This is a genomic window from Candidatus Methylomirabilota bacterium (genome assembly GCA_035315345.1).
Taxonomy (GTDB): Bacteria; Methylomirabilota; Methylomirabilia; order Rokubacteriales; family CSP1-6; genus CAMLFJ01.
The window spans coordinates 1-20,417 of record DATFYA010000141.1 but is presented as its reverse complement, the minus strand read 5'-3'; the positions used below and the strand labels follow the sequence as shown (position 1 = coordinate 20,417).

Sequence of the window (20,417 nt, the reverse complement as noted above, 5' to 3'; positions counted from 1 at the left end):
GTGAACGTCGGACCGTAGAGCCGCACGATCGCCCACGATGCCACGAACGCGACGGCCACCAGGCCCAGCACGGTGAGCAACGCGGCGTGCCACCAGCGGAATCGTCCTCCGATCCACATCGCGTACGGAGTATAGCGAGGTCTCGACGGGGTGGCCGCCCCGTGCGCGTGTCGAGGCGGCGGATGGGACCAAGGCCCTATTGCGGGCGAGTCGAGATGGGCCGTTCCGCCGGCCCGAGGCCCGCGATGGTACGATGCGTCGAGAATGCGCAGTGGCCCGCGACGACGGCGGCGCGAAGACCGACGACACGGGAAAGGAGGGGTGATGGGCGCCGGCGGCGGCACCGATCATCGACATATCGACGAGGTCGCCCGGGCATGCAGCGGATCCTGACCGGCATCCGGCCGACCGGGCCGCTGCACCTTGGTCACTACGCGGGCGCGCTCGAGAGCTGGGTGAAGCTTCAGGCCGACTACGACTGCCACTTCCTCATCGCCGACTACCAGGTTTCTGACTACGCCGACGACCTCCCGCGGGTGCGCGAGGCGGTCTGGGAGGTGGCGCTCGACTGGCTGGCGGTGGGCCTCGATCCGGAGCGCAGCGCCTTCGTGATCGAAAGCCTGATCCCGGAGCACGCCGAGCTCGCCCTGTGGCTGAGCTGGTTCCTGCCGCTGGGCATGCTGCAGCGGAATCCGACCTTGAAGGCGGAGATGGAGGACTTCGGCCGGAAGTCGGTGCCGGTGGCCTTCTTCACCTATCCGGTCATGCAGGTCGCGAACATCCTGTTGCCGCGCGCCCACCTGGTCCCGGTCGGCGAGGACCAGCTACCGCACATCGAGCTGACCCGGGAGGTGGCGCGGCGCTTCAACCGGCAATTCAAGGACGTGTTTCCGGAGCCGGAAGGCCTGGTGGGGCGGGTGCCCCGGCTGGTCGGCACCGACGGGCAGGCGAAGATGAGCAAGTCGCTGAGCAATGCCATCTATCTCAAGGACCCGCCCGAGGTCGTGACCGAGAAGGTGCGCTCGATGTACACGGATCCCACGCGACTGCGGGCCACCGACCCGGGCCACGTCGAGGGCAACCCCGTGTTCCTCTACCACACCGTCTTCAACCCCGATCGGGCCGAGGTGGCCGAGCTCGAGGAGCGTTACCGTCGCGGCGCGGTGAGCGACGTCGAGGTCAAGGCCAAGCTCGCGGCGGCGCTGAACACGTTCCTCGATCCGATCCGCGAGCGGCGCGCGCGCTTCGCGGCCCGCATGGGACGAGTGCGCGACGCGCTGGCCGCCGGCACCGAGCGCGCCCGCCGGGAGGCGAGGACCACGATGGCCCTGGTCCGCGACGCTCTCGACCTGGGGTATCTCGACCGGTTCCACAGCTGACAGAAGGAGAACGGCCGAGGGTGTCCGCCGAGGGACCATCACCGGCCGTCTCATCGACGCCCTGCCGGACACAGCGTCGCGGCGAGTCCGGCGGACCCACCCGGCACGCTGCGTCTAGACGTCGTCGCGCGCCGGGCTCGGCTGCAGCAGCAACGTGGGCACGCCGCAGGTGCCGTCCCGCAGCGTCAGCACGTGCGTGCCTGGCTTGCGGCCGCGGCGCACCTCCGACGCGTCGAGCCCGGCGGCCTGGAGCCGTTCCCGCGTCGCCTGGGCGTCGGGCACGCGCCAGGAGAGTCCCCACAGCCGATCCGGACCGCTGCCCACGCCGGCGGCCAGATCGTGCGCGACTTCCACGATCAGATCGCCGCAGCGGAAGAAGAGCAGGCGCGTCCCCCACGCGGGATTGGCACGGTCCAGGCGCATGTCGAGGCCGAGGCGCGCTCCGTAGAGGGCGGTGGCCCGCTCCGGATCCGGCGTCCGGATCACCACGTGATCGAGGCCGGCCACCGCCGAGGGCTCGGCGACGAGGGCGGGCGAGCGCGGCAGCGGCGCCTGCTCCATGAGGAAGAGGCGCACGCCGTGCGTCCGCGTGGTCGCGGCGCGCGTGCGTCGGAAGCGGCGGCGACCGCCGGTGGCCGCGTCGACGCTCTCGCCCCCGGCGATCGGCTCGGGCTCGAGGCCCAGGCGCGCCAGGCGGCGATGCGCGCGCTCGAGGTCGGCGGTGGCGAAGGCCAGGCTCGCGAGGCCGTCGCCCTGCGCGTCGAGCACTGCGCGCAGCCGCGCCGCCCCCTCGCCGCCGCCCGCGGGCGCCATCAGCTCCACCGTCACGTTGCCGAGCGCGAAGCTGACCACGGTGGCGCCGCCGCCGTGGGCTTCGGCGCGCCAGGCCGGCGCGCGGCCGAGCAGGGTCTGGTAGGCCGCGACCGCGGTGTCGAGGCTCCGCACCGCGATGACCACGTGATCGAGCGCCCGGATGATCGGCGGGGAGCCCGTGGTGGCGGTGGCCATCGGCGCGATACTGCCCCGGCCTCGTCCGACGCGTCAAGGTATGCTAGACGCCGCCATGCACGACGACGACCGTCCGGTCGGCCGGCTGCTGACGCGCCGCGAGGCGCTGGCCCTCCTCGGCGCCGGGGGCGTGGCCGCCCTGGCCGCCGGGCCCTGGCGGCCCGCGTCGGCCGCCGCGCCGGCGACCTGCATCGCGCGCCCGGCGCTGACCGAGGGGCCGTACTTCGTGGACGCCAAGCTCAACCGCTCGGACATTCGCTCCGATCCCGGCGACGGCACCGCCCGACCGGGCGCTCCGCTCCGGCTGACGCTGCGGGTGTCGCGGCTGGCCGCGGGCGCGTGCGCGCCGCTGCCCGGGGCGATGGTGGATCTCTGGCACTGCGATGCGGCCGGCGTGTATTCCGACGTCGTCGATCCCGGGGGCAGCACCGTGGGCAAGAAGTTCCTGCGTGGATACCAGCTGACCGACGGCGAAGGGCTCGCACGGTTCACCACCATCTATCCCGGCTGGTATCCGGGCCGCGCCGTGCACATCCACTTCAAGGTCCGAGCGGCGGCGTCCGGCGGCCGCGTGCACGACTTCACCTCGCAGGTCTTCTTCGACGACGCGCTCAGCGACCGGGTGTTCGCGCAGGCGCCGTACGCGGCGCGCGGCCAGCGCCGCGTGGTCAACGCCCGCGACGGCATCTTTCGGCAGGCGGGCGCCCAGCTCATGCTGGCGGTGACGCCCGCCGCGCCGGGCTACGCGGCGTCGTTCGATCTCGCGCTCGAGACGGCCTAGATGGCGGCGCCCGTGTCCCGCTACCGGCTGACGAGGGCTCGCGTCGGCTCGACCGAGGACCTCGTCGAGGCCGGCGGCTACGGATACGCGCACTCGTGCGTGACCTCCGAGAACTTTCCACTGCGCTCCGCCGCGGGCGCGCGGCCGGGCGACGTGGTGCTGCTGGCCTTCGATCGGCCGGTCACCGCCGGCGAGGTCCTGGCCGAGGCGGCACGGCTCGGTCTCGAGCGGCCGTCGTACGAGGACGCGCTGCACTTCGGCGCGGAGCACCCGGCGGTGCAGGGCGAGCATCCCGTCGTGTTCCTGCACGATCCGTGGGTGGGCTACTTCGGCCGGCGCGACGTGCTGTGTCTCTGGTCCAACGCGGGGAGGCGGGAGCTGGGCCTCGAGGGCTTCGACGACGCGTGGAGCTCGGCCCATCGGTTCGCCTTCATCGCGCGCGGGGAGTCGGTCGCGCCGAGCGGTGACGCCGTCGCGAGCTGTCGAGCCGCTATCCCGAGGGCACGGACCTGAGCGCGGAGGGGAGGGCGTGAGTGCGCGAACGCGACGGGAGTTCCTCACGGCGGCGGCGGCGCTCGCCGGGGCCACGCTGATGCCGGCCGAGTCGTCGGCGCAGGGCAAGGGCAAGCTCGTGCGGCGCATCCCCAAGACGGGCGAGCCGCTGCCCGCGATCGGTCTCGGCACCTGGCAGGTCTTCGACGTGGCGAACAACCCGCGGGAGCTCGGTCAGGCGCGCGAGACGCTCAAGACGTTCGCCGAGATGGGCGGGCGGATGATCGACTCCTCGCCGATGTACGGCTCCTCCGAGGCGGTCACCGGACAGTTCATCGCCGAGCTGGGACTGTCCGGCAAGCTGTTCCTGGCCACGAAGGTCTGGACCAGCGGCAAGCAGGCCGGCGTCAAGCAGATGAAGCAGTCGATGCAGAAGCTCGGGGTCGAGCGCCTGGATCTCATGCAGGTGCACAATCTGGTGGACGTGCAGACGCATCTGGTGACGCTCCGGGACTGGAAGGAGGCCGGGCGCATCCGCTACATCGGCATCACCCACTACCACAACGGCTCACACGGCGAGCTGGAGCGGCTCATCAAGCCGGGCCAGATCGATTTCGTGCAGGTCAACTATTCCATGGCCGAGCCGGACGCCGAGCGCCGGCTCCTCGGCGTCGCCGAGGAGAGCCGGACCGCGGTCATCGTCAACCGTCCCTTCGCGGAGGGCGCGGTCTTCACCCGGGTGAAGGACCGCCCGGTGCCGGAATGGGCGCGGGAGGCGGGCTGCGAGACCTGGGCCGACTACTTCCTCAAGTGGACGCTCGCCCAGCCCGCGATCACCTGCGTGATCCCGGGGACGCGCAATCCCCGCCACGTGGCCGACAACCTGGGGGCGCTGTCGGGCCCGCTGCCCGACGCGGCGATGCGGCGGAAGATGGCCGAGTACTACCGGTCGCTGTAGGAGGTGAGCGATGCCCCGGAACGAGGGTCGGACGTATCGCCACATCGAGGTGCAGCCGGTCGGCGGATCGCTCGGCGCGGAGATCCGCGGGGTCAACGTGGCGGCCGCGCTCGACGACGCGGTCATCGCGGAGATCCGCCAGGCCTTCCTCGATCACCTGGTGGTGTTCTTCCGCGATCAGAAGCTGACGCCGCCGGCGCAGCTGGCCTTCGCGCGGCGATTCGGCGAGCCGATGGAGTACCCGCAATTGAAGGGCCTGCCCGAGTGCCCGCTGATCACGCCGGTGCTCAAGCTGGCCCACGAGACGATCAACTTCGGCGGGGTGTGGCACTCCGACACGACCTACCTGACGCAGCCGCCGATGGCGAGCATGCTCTACGCGGTCGAGCTGCCGCCGTACGGCGGCGACACGATCTTCGCCAACCAGTACGCCGCGTACGAGATGCTCTCCGACGGGCTGCGCCGGACGCTCGACGGGCTGATCGGGGTCAACAGCTCGACCAAGGCGGATGCGTCGAAGACCCGCGAGGACCGGCTGAAGGCCGCCGGCGTCGAGATGAAGGCGCTCACCAGCGAGCACCCGGTGGTGCGCACGCATCCCGAGACCGGAGGCAAGGCGCTCTACGTCAACCACGGGCACACCGCGCACTTCAAGGGATGGACCGAGGAGGAGAGCCGGCCGCTACTCGACTACCTGTTCCAGCACCAGGTGCGACCCGAGCTATGCTACCGCTTCCAGTGGCAGCCGGGCTCGATCGCGTTCTGGGACAACCGCTGCGCCCAGCACAATGCGGTCAACGACTACGCCGGCTTCAAGCGCCTCATGCACCGCGTAACCCTCGCCGGCGACACCCCGCGCTGATGGCGGGCCGGGGTCAGGTCTTGCATTACGACATTTTCGCCGCGCGAGGTGTCTCGTCGCGCGCCACGAAAATGTCGTAATGCAAGACCTGACCCCGATCTAGCGGCCGGTCCAGCGGGGCTTGCGCTTCTCGACGAAGGCCTTCGCGCCCTCGACGCGGTCCTCGGTGGTGCGCAGCAGGGTGGCCAGGTCGTTCTCGAGGCGGATGCCGTCGTCGAGCGGCAGGCCGAGCCCACCCACCACCGCCTCCTTCGCGTAGCGCATCGCCACCGGCGCCTTGTCGGCGATGGTGCGGGCCAGCGCCTGCGCCGCCGACGGCAGCTCGGCCACCGGCACCACACGCTCGACCAGCCCGATGCGCAGCGCCTCCGCGGCGGGGATGCGCATGCCGGTGAGGATCATCTCGAGCGCCTTGCCGCGCCCGACCAGCCGCGGAAGCCGCTGCGTCCCGCCGCCGCCCGGAATGATCGCGAGATTGACCTCGGTGAGCCCGAGCTGCGCGTCCTCCGCGGCGACGCGGATGTCGCAGGCCAGGGCCAGCTCGAGCCCGCCGCCGAACGCGTAGCCGCGGATGGCCGCGATGATCGCCTGGGGACACCGCTCCATCTCGCGGCGGAAGTCGACCCGCCGTCGCGCCTCGCGGAACTGGGTGACCACCGGCGGCTCCAGGAACTCGCGGATGTCGGCCCCGGCCGAGAAGGCCTTCTCGCCGGCGCCCTGCACCACCACCGCGCGCACGCCGTCGTCGGTGCGGAGGTGGGTGAACACCTCCAGCAGCTCGCGGCGCATCGCCTGATTCATCGCGTTGTGCACCTCGGGCCGCGACAGCGTGACGGTGGCGACCCCGTCGGTCTGCTCGTAGCGGATGGCCTCGTACGTGGCGGCAGTGAGCCCCCCGGTGCGTGTGTCGATCGGTTTGTCCGTCATGGATCTCAGTCCTTGCCGGCGACGACACCGCGGCGTCGGAGGTCGGCGATCTCGTGGGCGGCGTACCCCGCCTGACGCAGGACCTCGTTGGTGTGCTGGCCGAGGGTCGGGGGCGGGCCCGCGTCGGGGGCCTGCGTCTCGGAGAAGCGGAGCGGCTGGCCCATCAAGGTGAGGGCTCCCAGCTCCGGGTGATCGTAGGTGACGGTCATCTGGTGGTGCTGCACCGCGGGGTCCCGCATGAACTGCTGCAGCGTCCGGGTGAGCGCGGCCGGGATATCGCTCGCGGTCAGGATCTCGACCCACTCCGCGGCCGGCCGGGAGCCGAACGCCTCCTCGAGCAGCGGCATCAGCGCGTCGGCGTGGTCGCGGCGCGAGAGCCAGGAGCCGAAGCGCGGATCGCGGGCGAGGTCCTCCCGGCCGATCACCTTGCAGAGCTTCATCCAGAACGACTGGTTGCCGACCGCGAGGAAGAACCACTCGCCGTCGCCTCCCTGGTAGAGACGGTAGGTCGGGGTCTCGCGGAGCACGACCTCGCGGCCCGGGTAGTCCACCACGCTGCCCGACTGCAGCGCGAGCACCGCCTGCAGCAGCGAGGTCTGCACGCGCTGGCCGCGCCCGGTGCGCTCGCGCACGAAGAGCGCGGCCAGCACCGCCTGGCAGGCCAGCGCCGCGCAGTAGTAGTCGGTGGGCGCGATGCGCAGGTACTGGGGCGGCCCGCCGAAGCCCTGCAGGGCCATGAGGCCGCCCATCGCCTGGAGCAGCGGATCGAAGCCCGGACGCTCCTTGTAGGGGCCGTCGGAGCCGAACGCGGTGACGGTGGAGTAGATGATCCGCGGGTTCAGGGCCCGCAAGGTTTCGTAGTCGACGCCGAGCCGCTCGACCACGCCGGGACGCATGTTCTCCATCACCACGTCGGCGTCCTTGGCGAGGCGGTGGACGACGGCGCAGCCGTCCGGGTCCTTCAGGTTCAGCGCGAGCGAGCGCTTGCCGCGATTCCAGCCGTAGAAGCCGGGCAGCTCCCGGAACGAGTCGCCCTCGATGGCCTCCACCTTGATGACGTCGGCACCCAGGTCGGCCAGCATCATGGCCCCGTAGGAGCCGGCGATGTACGACGTCAGATCGACGACGCGGATGCCCCCGAGCGGAGCGGTCATTTGTCGGAATGCAAGACCTGACCCCGGACGATCTGCTCGCGGTGGTGGGCGGCGTCGCCATAGAGGGGCTCGAGCGCCTTGGCGCGCTTGAAGTAGAGGTGCAGATCGTACTCCCAGGTGAAACCGATGCCGCCGTGCACCTGGATCGCGTCGCCGCAGACCTTGCGGGCCGCCTCGCTCACGTAGGACTTGCAGATGGACGCGGCGGCGGCCGCGTCGCCCGCGCCGGCGGTGAGCGCCCAGGCCGCGTAGTAGACCGCGGAGTGGCAGTTCTCCACCTCCATCAGCATCTCGGCGCAGCGATGCCGGATGGCCTGGAAGGAGCCGATGAGCTGGCCGAACTGCTCGCGCACCTTCACGTAGCCCACGCTCATGTCGAGGCACCGGCGCGCCGCCCCCAGCATCTCCGCGGAGGCGCCCACCGCGGCCCGGCGCAGGAGCGCATCCAGGAGGCCGCCCGCGTCGCCGGCGCGGCCCATCAGCGCGTCGGTGGGCACCGCCACGCCATCGAGGCGCATCTCCGACCAGCGGTTGCTCAGGTCGATGCCGATCATGGGCGTGAGCGTGACGCCGGCCGCGCGCGGATCCACCAGGAACAGGGAGACACCTTCGGGCGCCCGGGCCGGGACCAGCACCACGTCGGCCACGTGGGCCCACGGCACGAAGCGCTTGAGCCCGGAGAGCCGCCAGCCGTCGCCGACCTTCGTGGCGGTGGCGGTGGTGGAGGCGGGATCCCAGTCGAGCGCGTCCTCGAGCAGGGCCGCGCTCGCGCGCGCCTGCCCCGAGGCGATCGCGGGCAGCCACCGCTCCTGCTGGGCCGCGCTGCCGCCCAGCTGGATGCCGAGGCCGCCCAGCACCACGCTGGCGAAGTACGGGCCCGGATATGCGGCGCGGCCCATCTCCTCGAGCACGAGCGCCAGCTCGACCAGCCCGAGGCCGGCACCGCCCTGCTCCTCCGCGAAGGGCAGGCCGAGCCAGCCGAGCTTGGCCATCTCGCTCCACAGCGCCTCGGAGTAGCCCCGGGCGTCGTCGGCCATGGCGCGCACGTGGGCGGGGGCGCACTGCTCGTCCAGCGCCGCGCGGACGGAGTTGCGGAGCAGGACCTGATCCTCGCTGAACGAGAAGTTCATCGAATGCCTCCGACGCGGTCGGCGCGGGATTCCTTCGGGAGTCCCAGGATGCGCTCGCCGATGACGTTCTTCTGGATCTCCGACGATCCGGCGTAGATGGTGCCGGCGCGCGACCACAGGAACGCGTACGCCCAGGTCCCGTGATCGCCCACCGCGGTGTCGACTTCGAGACGAAACTCCGGCGGCACGCCGTCGGTGAGCTGCCCGTAGGGTCCGAGGATCTCCTCGGCCAGCTCCAGGAAGCGCTTCTCGAACTCGGAGTAGGAGAGCTTGGTCAGCGAGCCGCCCGCGCCGGGGTGCTCGCCGCGCTCCAGCATGGTGAGCGTGCGCAGCGCCCCGTAGCGCTCGACCTCCAGATCGGCCCAGATGCGCCCGAGCTTCTGGCGGGTCACCGCGTCGTCCAGGATCGGCCGGCCGTTGCGCTTCAGCCGCCGGGCCGCGTCCATGAGCGTCCGGTACTGCGACGCGTAGGTGGTGATGCGGGCCAGCGCGCGCCCGCCGCGCTCGTAGCCGAGCGTGGTCTGCGCGATGCCCCAGCCCTCGCCCAGGCGGCCGATCATGTTCTCCTTCTCGACACGCGCGTTGGTCATGAAGACCTCGCAGAACTCCGACGAGCCGGTGATCTGCTTGAGCGGGCGCACGTCGACGCCGGGCTGGCGCATGTTCATCAGGAAGCAGCTGATGCCCTTGTGCTTCGGGACGGCGGGATCGGTACGGGCCAGCAGCAGGCCCCAGTCGGCCACCGCGCCGCCGCTGGTCCAGATCTTCTGGCCGTTCACCAGGAAGTGGTCGCCCCGGTCCTCGGCGGCGGTGCGGAGCGCGGCGAGGTCGCTGCCCGCGTTGGGCTCGGAGTAGAGCTGGCACCACATCTCCTCGGCGGTGAGGATCTTGCGGAGATAGCGCCGCTTCTGGGCGTCGGTGCCGTGCACCACGATGGTGGGGCCGACGATGCCCACGCCCAGGCTGTTGGTCGGCGCCGGCGCGCCCGCGCGCGCCATCTCGTCGGCCACGATGGCCTGCTCCATCGGCCGCGCGCCCTGGCCGCCGTACTCCTTCGGCCAGCCCATGCCCAGGTAGCCGGCCTCGTAGAGCCGCCGGTGCCAGGCCTTGCGCTCGTCGAGGTCTCGGATCTGACGCGGCATGTTCTGCTCGAGCCAGGAGCGGACCTGCTTGCGGAACGCAACGTCCTCGGCGGTGTAGTTGAGATCCATGGCGGGGGCCTCCTCGGGTGGGCCAGGCCGGTCCTGGGATGTCGTGCCGCGGTGCCCCGGTTCTAGCACGCACCCGGAGGGCGGTCAACCGCGCGCCCGCGCGAGGGGATCAGCAGTCGGCTTCGTCGGCTCCCGGCCGGCCGGCGCCGGTGATCTCGTAGAGGCGCTCCTGCGAGCGCAGGGCGGGCCGGCCCACCGGCCGGACGCGCTCCGAGGTGCCGTCGGCGAGGATGCGGCGCGCCTTCACGGTGTCGGCCAGCTGCGTCTCGAGGATCTCGCGGATCTGCCGGTGCAGGCTCGGGTCCAGGACCGGGAAGGCCACCTCGACGCGCCGGTCGAGGTTGCGGGTCATCCAGTCCGCGGAGGCGAGCAGGTACTCGGGATGCTCCGCGTTCTCGAAATAGTAGATGCGCGAGTGCTCGAGGTAGCGGTCCACGATCGAGATCACGCGAATGTTCTCGGAGAGGCCGGGGACCTCGGGGCGCAGGCAGCAGATGCCCCGCACGATCAGGTCGATCCGCACGCCGGCCGCGCTGGCCTCGTACAGCTCCTCGATCACGCTGCGGTCCACCAGCGCGTTCATCTTGCCGATGATCCGCGCCGGGCGCCCGGTCCGCGCGTGCTCGGCCTCGCGCCGGATGCGCTCCACGAAGGCGTCGCGCATCGCGCTCGGGGCGAGGATCAGGTGGTGGAAGCGGGTCGGCCGCGAGTAGCCGGTGAGGAGATTGAAGAGCTGGGTGAGGTCCTCGCCGAACGATTGCCGGCTCGTGAAGAAGCCGATGTCGGTGTAGATGCCGGCGGTCCGCACGTTGTAGTTGCCGGTGGCGAGGTGGCAGTAGCGCCGGATCCCGTCCGACTCCTGGCGCACCACCAGGCACGCCTTGCAGTGGGTCTTGAACCCGGGGAAGCCGTACACCACGTGGGCGCCCACCTCTTCCAGCGCCCGGGCCCAGCGGATGTTCGCCTCCTCGTCGAAGCGGGCCTGCAGCTCGACGAGGACCGCCACCTCCTTGCCGTTCTCCACCGCGGTTTGCAGCGCGTGCGCGATGGGGGAGGCCGGGCTCACCCGGTAGAGGGTCATCTTGATGGCGAGCACCCGCGGATCGGTCGCCGCCTCGCGCACGAACCGGATCACGCTGTCGAAGCTCTCGTACGGGTGGTGGACCAGGATGTCCTGCGCGCGGATGGCGCCCCACACGTCGGAGGTGCTCTCCAGCTCCGCCACCGGACGCGGCGGCTGCTGGGGGTCCTTGAGCCGCGGGATGTCGAGCGCGGTGTAGAGCTGCATCAGGTCCGAGAAGGCGGCGAAGCCCGCGCCCTCGTAGACGTCGTCGGCCTGCAGCTCCAGCTCGTCGAGCAGCAGCGTCAGGATGTCGGCGGGCAGATCGCCGTCGTGCTGCAGCCGCACCGCGTCGCCCAGCCGGCGCTCGCGCAGGCTCCGCTCGATGCCGCTCAGCACATCGGTGGTGCGCGTGGACGGCTCGGGCAGGTCGGCGTCCCGGGTCACCCGGATCGCGTGGCTCGAGAGGATCTCGTAGCCGTGGTAGATGCTCGGCAGGTGCAGCCGCACCACGTCCTCGAGCAGCATGAAGGCGCGTCGGCCCTCGCCCTCCGGCAGGGCGATGAAGCGGGGCAGGGCCTGGCTCGGGATGTGGATGATCGAGAGGCGGCTGTGCGGGAAGACGGACGGCGCGGTCGGCCGCATCGAGGCGATCAGGCAGAGCGAGCGGTTGCCCAGGTACGGGAATGGATGGCCCGGGTCGACCGCGAGCGGGGTGACCACGGGCAGGAGCGTGCGGCGGAAGTACTCGTCGAGGAAGCGCCGCTGCTCCTCGGTGATCTCCTTGGGCCGCAGCAGCAGCACGCCTTCCGCGGCGAGCGGCGGCTGGAGGTCCTGCAGGAACGTGCGGTGCTGCAGCTCGACCAGCGCGTGCACGCGGGCCGAGACCGCGGCCATGGCGGCCGCCGGGGTGAGGCCGTCCGGAGTCGGCGTCTGCTCGCCCTCGCGGATGCGCCGCTTCAGGGCGGCCACCCGCACCATGAAGAACTCGTCGAGGTTCGAGCTGAAGATCGACAGGAACTTCAGGCGCTCCAGGAGCGGCACGCTCGGGTCCTGCGCCTCCTCGAGGACGCGCCGGTTGAATTCGAGCCACGACAGCTCCCGGTTGACGAACTTATCGGAGCCCATAGGCGTTCCTTTTCCTGGACGTCTCGTGAAGCAGCACGCCGTCCCGCACCCCGCGCGTGCACACCACCAGGTTGAGATAGCCGCCGCTGATCATCACGTCCTCGATCACCATCGCGCCGGCCAGGATGATGTCGGCGCGCTCGCCCTTCAGCCCGCGGATCCGGCGGCGCTGACGCGAGGAGAGCGCCTCGAACCGCTCGCGGATCGCGGTGACGTCGGACTGCTGGAGCACGAGCCCCTGCCGGTGCTTGCGCTCCCCCGGGTTCGCGCGCAGGTGGATGCTGGCGAGCGTGCGCACCGTGCCGCCCAGCCCCACCAGCACCTCACCGCGCTCGGCGGAGGGCAGCGCGGCGGCCAGGTGGGCACGGATCTCGGCCCGCAGCGCGCGCAGCTCACGCGGCGTCGGCGGATCGTGCTTGAGGAACTGCTCGGTGGTGCGCACCGCCCCCAGCGGCACACTCCCCGTCGAGATCACCCGGCCGTGGCGCACGCGGCTGAGCTGCAGGCTGGCGCCGCCGAGATCCGCCACCACTCCCCGGGCGAAAGACAGGCTCTCCAGCGCGGCCACCACTCCGAAGCGCGCCTCGTCTCGCCCGCTCAGCACCTGGACCTCGATACCCTCGCGGCGCCGCAGCGGATCCAGCAGGCGCTCCCGGTTGCGCGCGTCCCGCACCGCCGAGGTCGCGATGGCCACGATGCGCGGCCCCTGGGCGTGAGGGGAGTAGCGCTTGAAGAAGCGGTGTACGGCACGGAGCGTCCGGTCGATGGCGGCGCGGGGGAGAGTGCCGGGGGCGCCGCCGCCCAGGCGGGTCGGAACGCGCTCCTGGGCGAGGATGCGATAGCCGGAGGTCGGCCGGATCTGGGCCAGGAGGAACCGGACGGCGGCGGAGCCCAGGTCGACGATGGCCACGAGGTCGGGCGCACGCCCGTCCGCTCGGTTTCCATTCGTCCGTGACACGGGCTCAGCACCTCGTATGCGTGCCGCCAAGCCGGCGGACACGGGCCGGACCGCCCCTGCGGTCTGGTCAGTCGCGTGGCCGGTCTTGGGCAGCCCCGGGAAGGGGTCCTAAGGGTACCACGGGGCCCGGTCGGGCCGGGAGGTTCGGCTTATCTGGAGCCGATATATCTGAGAATCCGCGGCTTTACGAACCACAATAGCTGCCCCGGCATGGACGGGCCCTCCGGCAGGCTCACGAGGGCCGCGCCGCCCTTCTTGAAGGCGAAGCGGTCGTCCCCCTGGTGCATCCCGATGAGGTGGGCCAGCAGGCCCGACAGCGTCGGCTCGTGCCCGACCAGGGCGACCGTCGCGTCGGCGCGAAACCGCTTGAGCGTGGTGACCAGGACGTCGACGTCGTCCTGCCCGAGCGCAGGCTCGATCCGGGGCGTCACCCGCCTGAAGGCCCGGGCCGCGATGTCGGCGGTCTCACGCGCCCGGGTCAGCGGGCTGGTCAGGAGGACGTCGGGGCGCCCGGCGATGCGGGCGAGCCCGCGCGCGGCGAGCCGGAACCGCTGGCGGCCACGCCGGGTGAGGGGCCGGTCGTGGTCGCGAACGCCGCCGGTGCCATTGCGCACCGCGGGCGCGTGACGCACGAGCAGGACCTTCATCGCTTCCCGATTACCACGGCGTCGACGCATTCTCCAAGCAGTCGTGCCGTGCTACCGTTTGCTCCGCCATGACGCTCCACCGCCTCCTCCCCGAGAGGCCACGTCGCGCCCCAGAACCGAGAAAGGATTCGTGCGATGGCTGATGCCGCGCTGCCCACCCGTGACCGCGTCGAGGGGTACTTCAAGGAGCTGAACAACTGGGGCCGCTGGGGCCACGACGACCAGCTCGGCACCGTGAACCTGATCACCCCGGCCAAGCAGGCCCAGGCCCAGCGGCTGATCAAGAAGGGGCGCACCGTCTCGCTGGCGCGCGACGTGATCCCGCGCCCCGTGTACATGTACCACATGACGTTTCCGTCCAAGCGCGAGCGGGTCGACGTGGTGCTCGACCGCTTCGACATGGTCTACCACGGGTTCTGGATCACCCACGTGGATGCGCTCTGCCACGTCGGATGGGACGGCGAGCTGTACAACGGCCGCCCGTTCGCGGAGAGCCTCACCACCGACGGCGCGCTCTGGTGCCCGATCGATCCGATCTTCGAACGGGGTATTACGACCCGAGGCGTCTTCCTCGACATCGCGGCCGGGCGGAAGGAGGGCTACGTCACGGTGGGCCACCCGGTGACCCCTCGGGAGCTGGACGAGGCCGAGCGGCGCGCGGGCGTCCGGGTGGAGCCGGGCGACGTGGTGGTCGTGCGCAGCGGCGACGAGAAGTTCCGGCAGGACAATCCCGACTGGAAGCCCCGCATCTCGGAGCACCCGGGCCTGCATCTCTCCTGCCTCGAGTGGTTCCGGGCGAAGGACATCGCGGGCATCTCGTGGGACATGATGGACGAGCGCCCCAGCCGCTACCCCGGTTTCGGCATGTCCGCCCATCTGGCCATCCCGTTCCTCGGCCTGGCCCTCATCGACAACTCGGATCCCGAGCGCCTGGCGAAGGCCTGCGCCGAGGAGGGACGCAACGAGTTCCTGTTCACCGCGACGCCGCTGCGCCTCGTCGGCGCCACCGGCGCGCCGGCACACCCGCTCGCGATCTTCTGAAAGCTTGCCCGGCGCACCCGCTCGGGACTATCCGAGCGGGGCGCCGACGGCGGGCGCCGATCAGCCCTCGTAGACCTTCTTCAGCTCGCTTTCACCCCACTTCACCGCGTCCTCGGGGGACATGCCCTGCACGGCCTTGGCGAAGATGTCGGTGATGATGTACTTGCTGTAGACCTCGGTGGCCTTGGCGTTCGAGGGACCCGCGAACCCGATCATGCGCGAGCCGCGCGCGGCCACCCGGAAGGGCTTGAGCGCGTCGTCCACCGTGCTCCACATCGGGTGGTTCTCCCACATGGTGGTGGCGCCCACGCTGTAGCCGTTCTCGATCGCGAACCACTTGCCGAACTGGTCCTTGCCGTGGAGCCACTTGAGGATGGCCGAGTTCGCGTCGCTGCAGCACGTGTGGGCCTACATGCTGTCGTGCGGGGAGGAGGCGATCCCCGGCCTCGGTCACGACCACCGCGGATCCTCTTGACGTTTGCTACTGCGGGCCCTACGGTTCTCGCCATGACCACCCTCTGCTCGCGCGCGCTCGGTTCGCTGCTGCTCGCCGTCGTCACCATCGTCGCGCTGATCTCCAATTCGCCCGCCTCGGCCGCCGAGGGCGAGATGCGCTGGGGCCTGCACGTGACCCTCGCCGCCAAGTGGCTCGATCCGGCGGAGACGGAGGCGTTCAGCACCCCGTTCATGGTGCTGTACGCGGTCCACGATGCCCTCGTGAAGCCGATGCCCGGCGGGCTCAACACGCCGAGCCTGGCCGAGTCGTGGCAGGAGTCGAAGGACCACCTGACCTACACGTTCACGCTGCGCAAGAACGTGCGCTTCCACAACGGCGAGCCGGTCACCGCCGAGGACGTGAAATTCTCCTGGGACCGCTACAAGGGCGCCAGCGCCACGCTCCTCAAGGACAAGGTCAAGGAGGTGCAGGTGCTGGGGCCGACGCAGGTCCGCTTCGTGCTGAAGGAGCCGTGGCCCGACTTCATGACCTTCTACGGCACGACCGCCTCCGGCGCGGCCTGGATCGTCCCCAAGAAGTACGTGCAGCAGGTCGGCGAGGACGGGTTCAAGACCGCGCCGATCGGCGCCGGCCCCTACAAGGTGGTGTCGTTCAAGCCGGGCGTCGAGATCGTGATGGAGGCCTTCGACGGCTACTGGCGCAAGGCGCCCTCGGTGAAGCGGCTGGTCATGCGCTCGATGCCGGAGGAGACGACGCGCGCGGCCGCCCTGCGCAACGGCGAGGTCGACATCGTGTACCTGCTCACCGGGCCGACCGCGGACGCGATCCGCAAGACCCCCGGCTTGACCCTGAAGGCGCCGCTGCTCTCGGGGGCGTTCTGGCTCGAATTGCCCGAGCAGTGGGATCCGAAGTCACCCTGGCACGACGCGCGGGTGCGCCAGGCCGCGAGCCTGGCCATCGACCGCCAGGCGGTGAACCAGGCCGAGACGCTCGGCTTCTCGCGGCTGACCGGGAGCATCGTGCCGCGCATCTTCCAGTACGCGGTCCACTTCGAACCGCCCGCGTACGATCCGGCGCGGGCCAGGAAGCTGCTGGCCGACGCCGGGTATCCCAACGGCTTCGACGGCGGCAACTTCTATCCGTTCCCTCCGTACAACTCCATGGGCGAGGCGATCCAGGGCTACCTGCAGGCGGTGGGCATCCGCACCGCCACGCGAACCATGGAGCGCGCGGCCTACTTCTCGGCGTGGCGCGAGAAGAAGCTGCACGGGGTGATCCTGGTCATCAGCGCGGCCTTCGGCAACGCGGCCACCAAGATCGAGCCCTACGCGACCACGAACGGCATCTACGCCTACGGAAGCCTGCCCGAGATCGACGAGCTCTACGCGCGGCAGGGTCGCGAGCTCGATGCGAAGAAGCGCGAGGCGCTGCTCGGCCAGATCCAGAAGCTCCTGGTCGAGAAGACGATCAACGTGCCGATCTACGAGCTGGCGTTCATCTGCGGCGTCGGGCCTCGGGTGGCCGAGGGCGGGGCCGGCCTCATTCCCGGGTTCTCGTACTCGGCGCCCGCGGAGGACCTCAAGCTCAAGGCGCGGTGACGGCGCTCGCGCGATGGCCCAGTACTCCCTCGGCATCGACATCGGCGGCACCTTCACCGACCTCGTGGTCTACGACCACGAGGGAGGCAGCCGCTTCAGTCGTAAAGTTCTCACCACGCACGACGACCCGGCGCGCGCGGTGGCGGCGGGCGTCGCGGGGCTGCTGACCCAGGCGCGCGTCGATCCGGCCGCGGTCTCCCGGACCGTCCACGCCACCACGCTCTTCACCAACGCGCTGATCGAGCGCCAGGGGGCGGTGACCGGGCTCATCACCACCGCCGGCTTCGCCGATACGCTCGAGATCGGCCGCGAGCGCAAGTACGAGCTGTACGACCTGGCCATCGCCAGGCCGGAGCCGCTGGTGCCGCGCCACCTGCGCCTCGAGGTGACCGAGCGCACGCGGGCCGACGGCCGCGTCGCCCGCCGGCTCGACGCGCGGATGCTCGCGGCGCGCGCCGCCGCGCTCGCGAAGGCGGGGGTCGAGGCCATCGCGGTGGTCTTCCTCCACGCCTACGCCAACCCGCGCCACGAAGCGGAGGCGGCGCGGCTGATCGCGAAGCGCCATCCCGGCATCGCGGTGACCGCCTCGCACGAGGTGGCCCCCGAGATCCGCGAGTACGAGCGCGCCTCCACGACCGCGGCCAACGCCTACATCAAGCCGCTCGCCCAGAAGTACCTCGCGCTGATGGCCCGACGGGTATCGGAGCTGGGGATCCCGTCGCCGCTCTTGCTGATGCTGTCGAGCGGCGGGCTCACCCACGTGCAGGAGGCGCAGCGGGTGCCGGTGCAGATGCTCGAATCGGGCCCGGCCGCCGGAGCCATCGCGGCCGCGTTCTTCGGCCAGCCGGACTGCACCGGTCGGGTGCTCGCCTTCGACATGGGCGGGACCACCGCCAAGCTGTCGCTGGTCGACGGCGGTGAGCCGCTCACCGCCTATTCCTTCGAGGCGGCGCGGCAGCGGCGCTTCATCGAGGGCAGCGGGCTGCCGATCCGCATCTCCACCATCGAGCTGATCGAGATCGGCGCGGGCGGCGGCAGCATCGCGGCGGTGGACGAGATCGGGCTGCTCAAGGTCGGACCGCGCAGCGCGGGCTCGCATCCCGGGCCGGCCGCCTACGGCCTGGGGGGCCGCGAGCCCACCGTGACCGACGCCGACTTCCTGCTCGGCTATCTGAACCCGGACTACTTCGCGGGCGGCGAGGTGGCGGTGGACATGCCGGCGGTGCTGGCCGCGGTGGAGGGGCTGTCGCGCCGGCTCGGGCTCGAGTCCACCAAGGTCGCGTGGGGCATCCACGACATCGTCAACGAGAGCATGGCGGGCGCGGCGCGCGTGCACATCGCGGAGCGAGGCCGCGATCCGCGCGACTACGCGCTGCTGTGCACCGGCGGCGCGGGCCCGGTGCACGCCTGGTCGGTCGCCGGCAAGCTCGGCATCGGGCGCGTCATCTGCCCGCCGTCGGCAGGGGTGGCCTCCGCGCTCGGCCTGCTGGTGGCGCCGGCGCGCGTGGACCGGGTCGCGACGGTGGGCATCCGGCTCGACCGGGGCAGCATCGCCGCGCTCGAGGCCGCATTCGCGCGGCTCGAGGACGAAGCGCGCGCGGTGATGGCCGACACCGGGCTCAAGCTCGAGAGCGCCACCGTGCAGCGGCTGGCCGACGGCCGGTTCCTGGGGCAGGGCTTCGATCTCGTCGTACCGCTACCTCCGGGGCCGTACGAGGAAAGCGAGCGGGGGCGGGCCGCGCTGCGCGGCGCGTTCGAGACCGCGTACCGCGACAAGTTCGCGCTCACCCCGCCGGGCGTGCCGGTGGAGTTCATCAATATCCGCGTCGCGGTGCGGGCGCCGGTATCGGGCAGCGAGGTGGTGCTCGAGGGCCATCGCGGCGGCGGTGCGCGCGCCGCGCTGAAGGGGACGCGGCGCGCGTACTTCCCGGGCGCCGACGGCTGGGTGGAGACCGCGGTGTACGATCGGTACCGGCTCGGCATCGGCGACGAGGTGGACGGGCCGGCGGTCGTGGAGGAGGAGGGCTCGACGCTGGTGGTGGGGCCGGGCGCCACCGCGCGCGTGGCCGAGAGCGGGAACATGGTGATGACGCTGGGGCGGCCATGACGGCGCAATTCGACGCGATCACGCTCGAGGTGCTGTGGACCCGGATCATCTCGGTGGTCGACGAGGCTGCGAAGGCGATCGTGCGCACCTCGTTCTCCACGCTCTCCAACGAAGCCAACGACTTCGCCTGCGTGCTCACCGACGCGCGCGGGTTCGCGCTGGCCCAGAACTCGGGGAGCATCCCGTCGTTCATCGGCACGCTGCCCGCCACCGTGCGGCACTTCCTCGCCGGCATCGGGCAGGAGCACATGCGCCCGGGCGACGTGCTCATCACCAACGATCCGTGGCAGGGCACCGGGCACATGAGCGACGTCTGTCTGGTGAAGCCGATCTTCCTGCAGAAGGAGGGCGCCCCGCCGCGGCTGGTGGCCTTCTCGTCCACCACGGCGCACATGCCCGACATCGGCGGCCGCATCCGCGCCATCGAGGCGCGCGAGCTGTTCGAGGAGGGCTTCCACATCCCGCTCACCCACCTGATCCGGGCGGGGCAGGTGGACGAGACCCTGCTCGCCCTGCTGCGCGCCAACGTGCGGACGCCCGACCAGACCGTCGGCGACATCTGGGCGCAGGTGAGCGCCAACGAGCTGATGGAGAACCGGGTGCGGCGGCTCATGGCGGAGTACGGGCTCGACACGCTCGAGGGCCTGGCCGACGAGCTCTTCTCCCGCTCCGAGCGCGCGATGCGGAGCGCGATCCAGGCCGTTCCCGACGGCACCTATCGCTTCGGCATCGAGACCGACGGCTTCGAGGCGCCGTACCGCTTCCGCGTCGCGCTCACCGTGCGGGGCGACGAGATCGTCGCCGACTTCACCGGTACCTCGCCGGCCCAGCCGCGCGCGATCAACTGCGTGCTGGCCTACACCTACGCCATGACGGCCTATGCGGTGCGCTGCGCGCTGCTGCCCGGGCTCCCCAACAACGAGGGCATGTACCGGCCGGTGACGGTGCAGGCGCCCGAGGGCTGCCTGCTGAACCCCAAGTTCCCGGCCGCGGTGGTGAGCCGCGCCCAGACTGGCCACTACGTGCCGATCCTCATCCTGGGCGCGCTGCACCAGGTGATCCCCGACCGGGTGGCCGCGGCGGCCGGGTCGCCGCTCTGGGCGGTCGCGCAGTCCGGCGTGCGCGACGACGGCCGGCCCTACACCACGGTGCTGTTCTTCAACGGCGGCATGGGCGCGACCGCGGGCAAGGACGGCGAGCACGTGCTCTCGTGGCCCAGCAACATCTCGAGCACGCCGGTCGAGGTGGCCGAGCGCAACAGCCCGCTCTTCTTCCACTACAAGCGCATGCGCCCCGGCTCCGGCGGGCGCGGCCGCTTCCGGGGCGGGCTCGGGCAGGACATGCTGATCGAGAGCGAGTCTCGACGTCCCATCGTCATCAGCTTCATGGCCGAGCGCACCCGCTTCCCCGCGCCGGGGCTCGCCGGCGGCGGCGCGGGCGGCCTCGGGGCGATCCGGATCAACGGCCATGCGATCGATCACCGGCGCCAGCACGTGCTCGAGCGCGGCGACCGCGTGCT

At 71.4% G+C, this 20,417-nt stretch carries 18 protein-coding genes; 9 read left to right on the top strand and 9 right to left on the bottom strand.

Going from position 1 to position 20,417, the window contains the following annotated elements:
• Positions 1-377 precede the first annotated feature (377 nt).
• Positions 378-1,379 (top strand): tryptophan--tRNA ligase, encoded by a 1,002-nt coding sequence (gene trpS, locus VKN16_18940; protein HME96290.1) that lies wholly within the window; start codon positions 378-380, stop codon positions 1,377-1,379.
• 114 nt (positions 1,380-1,493) lie between these two features.
• Here the strand turns inward: trpS and VKN16_18935 are convergent, their stop codons facing one another.
• Entirely contained in the window at positions 1,494-2,357 is an 864-nt protein-coding gene (locus VKN16_18935; GenBank protein HME96289.1) for a VOC family protein, read from the bottom strand.
• Between the two features lie 85 nt (positions 2,358-2,442).
• Here VKN16_18935 and VKN16_18930 point away from each other — a divergent pair, with 85 nt between their 5' ends.
• The 4 genes from VKN16_18930 to VKN16_18915 are packed head-to-tail and all read left to right on the top strand — an operon-like array spanning position 2,443 to position 5,480.
• Positions 2,443-3,168, top strand: coding sequence for an intradiol ring-cleavage dioxygenase (locus VKN16_18930; protein ID HME96288.1), 726 nt, complete (start codon positions 2,443-2,445; stop codon positions 3,166-3,168).
• Positions 3,169-3,681, top strand: a complete 513-nt coding sequence (locus VKN16_18925) for a hypothetical protein (protein HME96287.1) — start codon at positions 3,169-3,171, stop codon at positions 3,679-3,681. It abuts the gene before it with no gap.
• Between the two features lie 16 nt (positions 3,682-3,697).
• Complete coding sequence (locus VKN16_18920) at positions 3,698-4,618, top strand: aldo/keto reductase (GenBank protein ID HME96286.1); 921 nt, start codon at positions 3,698-3,700, stop codon at positions 4,616-4,618.
• 10 nt (positions 4,619-4,628) lie between these two features.
• On the top strand, positions 4,629-5,480 hold the full coding sequence (locus tag VKN16_18915) for a TauD/TfdA family dioxygenase (protein HME96285.1): 852 nt from the start codon (positions 4,629-4,631) through the stop codon (positions 5,478-5,480).
• Positions 5,481-5,579: 99 nt separating this feature from the next.
• Here the strand turns inward: VKN16_18915 and VKN16_18910 are convergent, their stop codons facing one another.
• The 7 genes from VKN16_18910 to VKN16_18880 form a co-directional block, all read right to left on the bottom strand.
• A complete protein-coding gene (locus VKN16_18910) occupies positions 5,580-6,407 on the bottom strand; it encodes an enoyl-CoA hydratase-related protein (protein HME96284.1) in 828 nt (275 codons plus the stop codon).
• Positions 6,408-6,412: 5 nt separating this feature from the next.
• On the bottom strand, positions 6,413-7,561 hold the full coding sequence (locus VKN16_18905) for a CoA transferase (GenBank protein HME96283.1): 1,149 nt from the start codon (positions 7,559-7,561) through the stop codon (positions 6,413-6,415).
• On the bottom strand, positions 7,558-8,691 hold the full coding sequence (locus tag VKN16_18900; GenBank protein ID HME96282.1) for an acyl-CoA dehydrogenase family protein: 1,134 nt from the start codon (positions 8,689-8,691) through the stop codon (positions 7,558-7,560). Before VKN16_18900 ends, VKN16_18905 begins: the two co-directional genes overlap by 4 nt.
• Positions 8,688-9,902: an acyl-CoA dehydrogenase family protein gene (locus VKN16_18895; protein ID HME96281.1), complete on the bottom strand. Its 1,215-nt coding sequence runs from the start codon at positions 9,900-9,902 to the stop codon at positions 8,688-8,690. The genes VKN16_18900 and VKN16_18895 overlap by 4 nt, the downstream gene beginning before the upstream one ends.
• 109 nt (positions 9,903-10,011) lie before the next feature.
• A complete protein-coding gene (ppk1, locus tag VKN16_18890) occupies positions 10,012-12,090 on the bottom strand; it encodes a polyphosphate kinase 1 (protein HME96280.1) in 2,079 nt (692 codons plus the stop codon).
• Entirely contained in the window at positions 12,077-13,000 is a 924-nt protein-coding gene (locus VKN16_18885; protein HME96279.1) for a hypothetical protein, read from the bottom strand. The genes ppk1 and VKN16_18885 overlap by 14 nt, the downstream gene beginning before the upstream one ends.
• Positions 13,001-13,197: 197 nt before the next feature.
• A complete protein-coding gene (locus VKN16_18880) occupies positions 13,198-13,695 on the bottom strand; it encodes a phosphoglycerate mutase family protein (protein HME96278.1) in 498 nt (165 codons plus the stop codon).
• Between the two features lie 135 nt (positions 13,696-13,830).
• Here VKN16_18880 and VKN16_18875 point away from each other — a divergent pair, with 135 nt between their 5' ends.
• The gene (locus tag VKN16_18875; protein ID HME96277.1) at positions 13,831-14,736 is read left to right on the top strand and encodes a cyclase family protein; all 906 of its coding nucleotides are present in this window, start codon (positions 13,831-13,833) and stop codon (positions 14,734-14,736) included.
• 60 nt (positions 14,737-14,796) lie between these two features.
• Here the strand turns inward: VKN16_18875 and VKN16_18870 are convergent, their stop codons facing one another.
• Positions 14,797-15,045, bottom strand: coding sequence for a hypothetical protein (locus VKN16_18870; GenBank protein ID HME96276.1), 249 nt, complete (start codon positions 15,043-15,045; stop codon positions 14,797-14,799).
• Between the two features lie 198 nt (positions 15,046-15,243).
• Here VKN16_18870 and VKN16_18865 point away from each other — a divergent pair, with 198 nt between their 5' ends.
• From VKN16_18865 to VKN16_18855, 3 genes are all read left to right on the top strand, one after another.
• Positions 15,244-16,791, top strand: coding sequence for an ABC transporter substrate-binding protein (locus VKN16_18865; GenBank protein ID HME96275.1), 1,548 nt, complete (start codon positions 15,244-15,246; stop codon positions 16,789-16,791).
• A gap of 13 nt (positions 16,792-16,804) precedes the next feature.
• Positions 16,805-18,898: a hydantoinase/oxoprolinase family protein gene (locus tag VKN16_18860; GenBank protein ID HME96274.1), complete on the top strand. Its 2,094-nt coding sequence runs from the start codon at positions 16,805-16,807 to the stop codon at positions 18,896-18,898.
• A partial coding sequence (locus VKN16_18855) for a hydantoinase B/oxoprolinase family protein (GenBank protein HME96273.1) occupies positions 18,895-20,417 on the top strand: 1,523 nt, incomplete at its 3' end. The genes VKN16_18860 and VKN16_18855, both read left to right, overlap by 4 nt.

Bases quoted from the DNA above. Each gene is read 5' to 3' on its own strand.
- VKN16_18925 (HME96287.1), top strand. From the start codon at position 3,169: ATGGCGGCGCCCGTGTCCCGCTACCGGCTGACGAGGGCTCGCGTCGGC.
- trpS (HME96290.1), top strand. From the start codon at position 378: ATGCAGCGGATCCTGACCGGCATCCGGCCGACCGGGCCGCTGCACCTT.
- VKN16_18875 (HME96277.1), top strand. From the start codon at position 13,831: ATGGCTGATGCCGCGCTGCCCACCCGTGACCGCGTCGAGGGGTACTTC.
- VKN16_18915 (HME96285.1), top strand. From the start codon at position 4,629: ATGCCCCGGAACGAGGGTCGGACGTATCGCCACATCGAGGTGCAGCCG.
- VKN16_18880 (HME96278.1), bottom strand. From the start codon at position 13,695: ATGAAGGTCCTGCTCGTGCGTCACGCGCCCGCGGTGCGCAATGGCACC.
- VKN16_18905 (HME96283.1), bottom strand. From the start codon at position 7,561: ATGACCGCTCCGCTCGGGGGCATCCGCGTCGTCGATCTGACGTCGTAC.
- VKN16_18860 (HME96274.1), top strand. From the start codon at position 16,805: ATGGCCCAGTACTCCCTCGGCATCGACATCGGCGGCACCTTCACCGAC.
- VKN16_18895 (HME96281.1), bottom strand. From the start codon at position 9,902: ATGGATCTCAACTACACCGCCGAGGACGTTGCGTTCCGCAAGCAGGTC.
- VKN16_18865 (HME96275.1), top strand. From the start codon at position 15,244: ATGACCACCCTCTGCTCGCGCGCGCTCGGTTCGCTGCTGCTCGCCGTC.
- VKN16_18910 (HME96284.1), bottom strand. From the start codon at position 6,407: ATGACGGACAAACCGATCGACACACGCACCGGGGGGCTCACTGCCGCC.
- ppk1 (HME96280.1), bottom strand. From the start codon at position 12,090: ATGGGCTCCGATAAGTTCGTCAACCGGGAGCTGTCGTGGCTCGAATTC.
- VKN16_18930 (HME96288.1), top strand. From the start codon at position 2,443: ATGCACGACGACGACCGTCCGGTCGGCCGGCTGCTGACGCGCCGCGAG.
- VKN16_18900 (HME96282.1), bottom strand. From the start codon at position 8,691: ATGAACTTCTCGTTCAGCGAGGATCAGGTCCTGCTCCGCAACTCCGTC.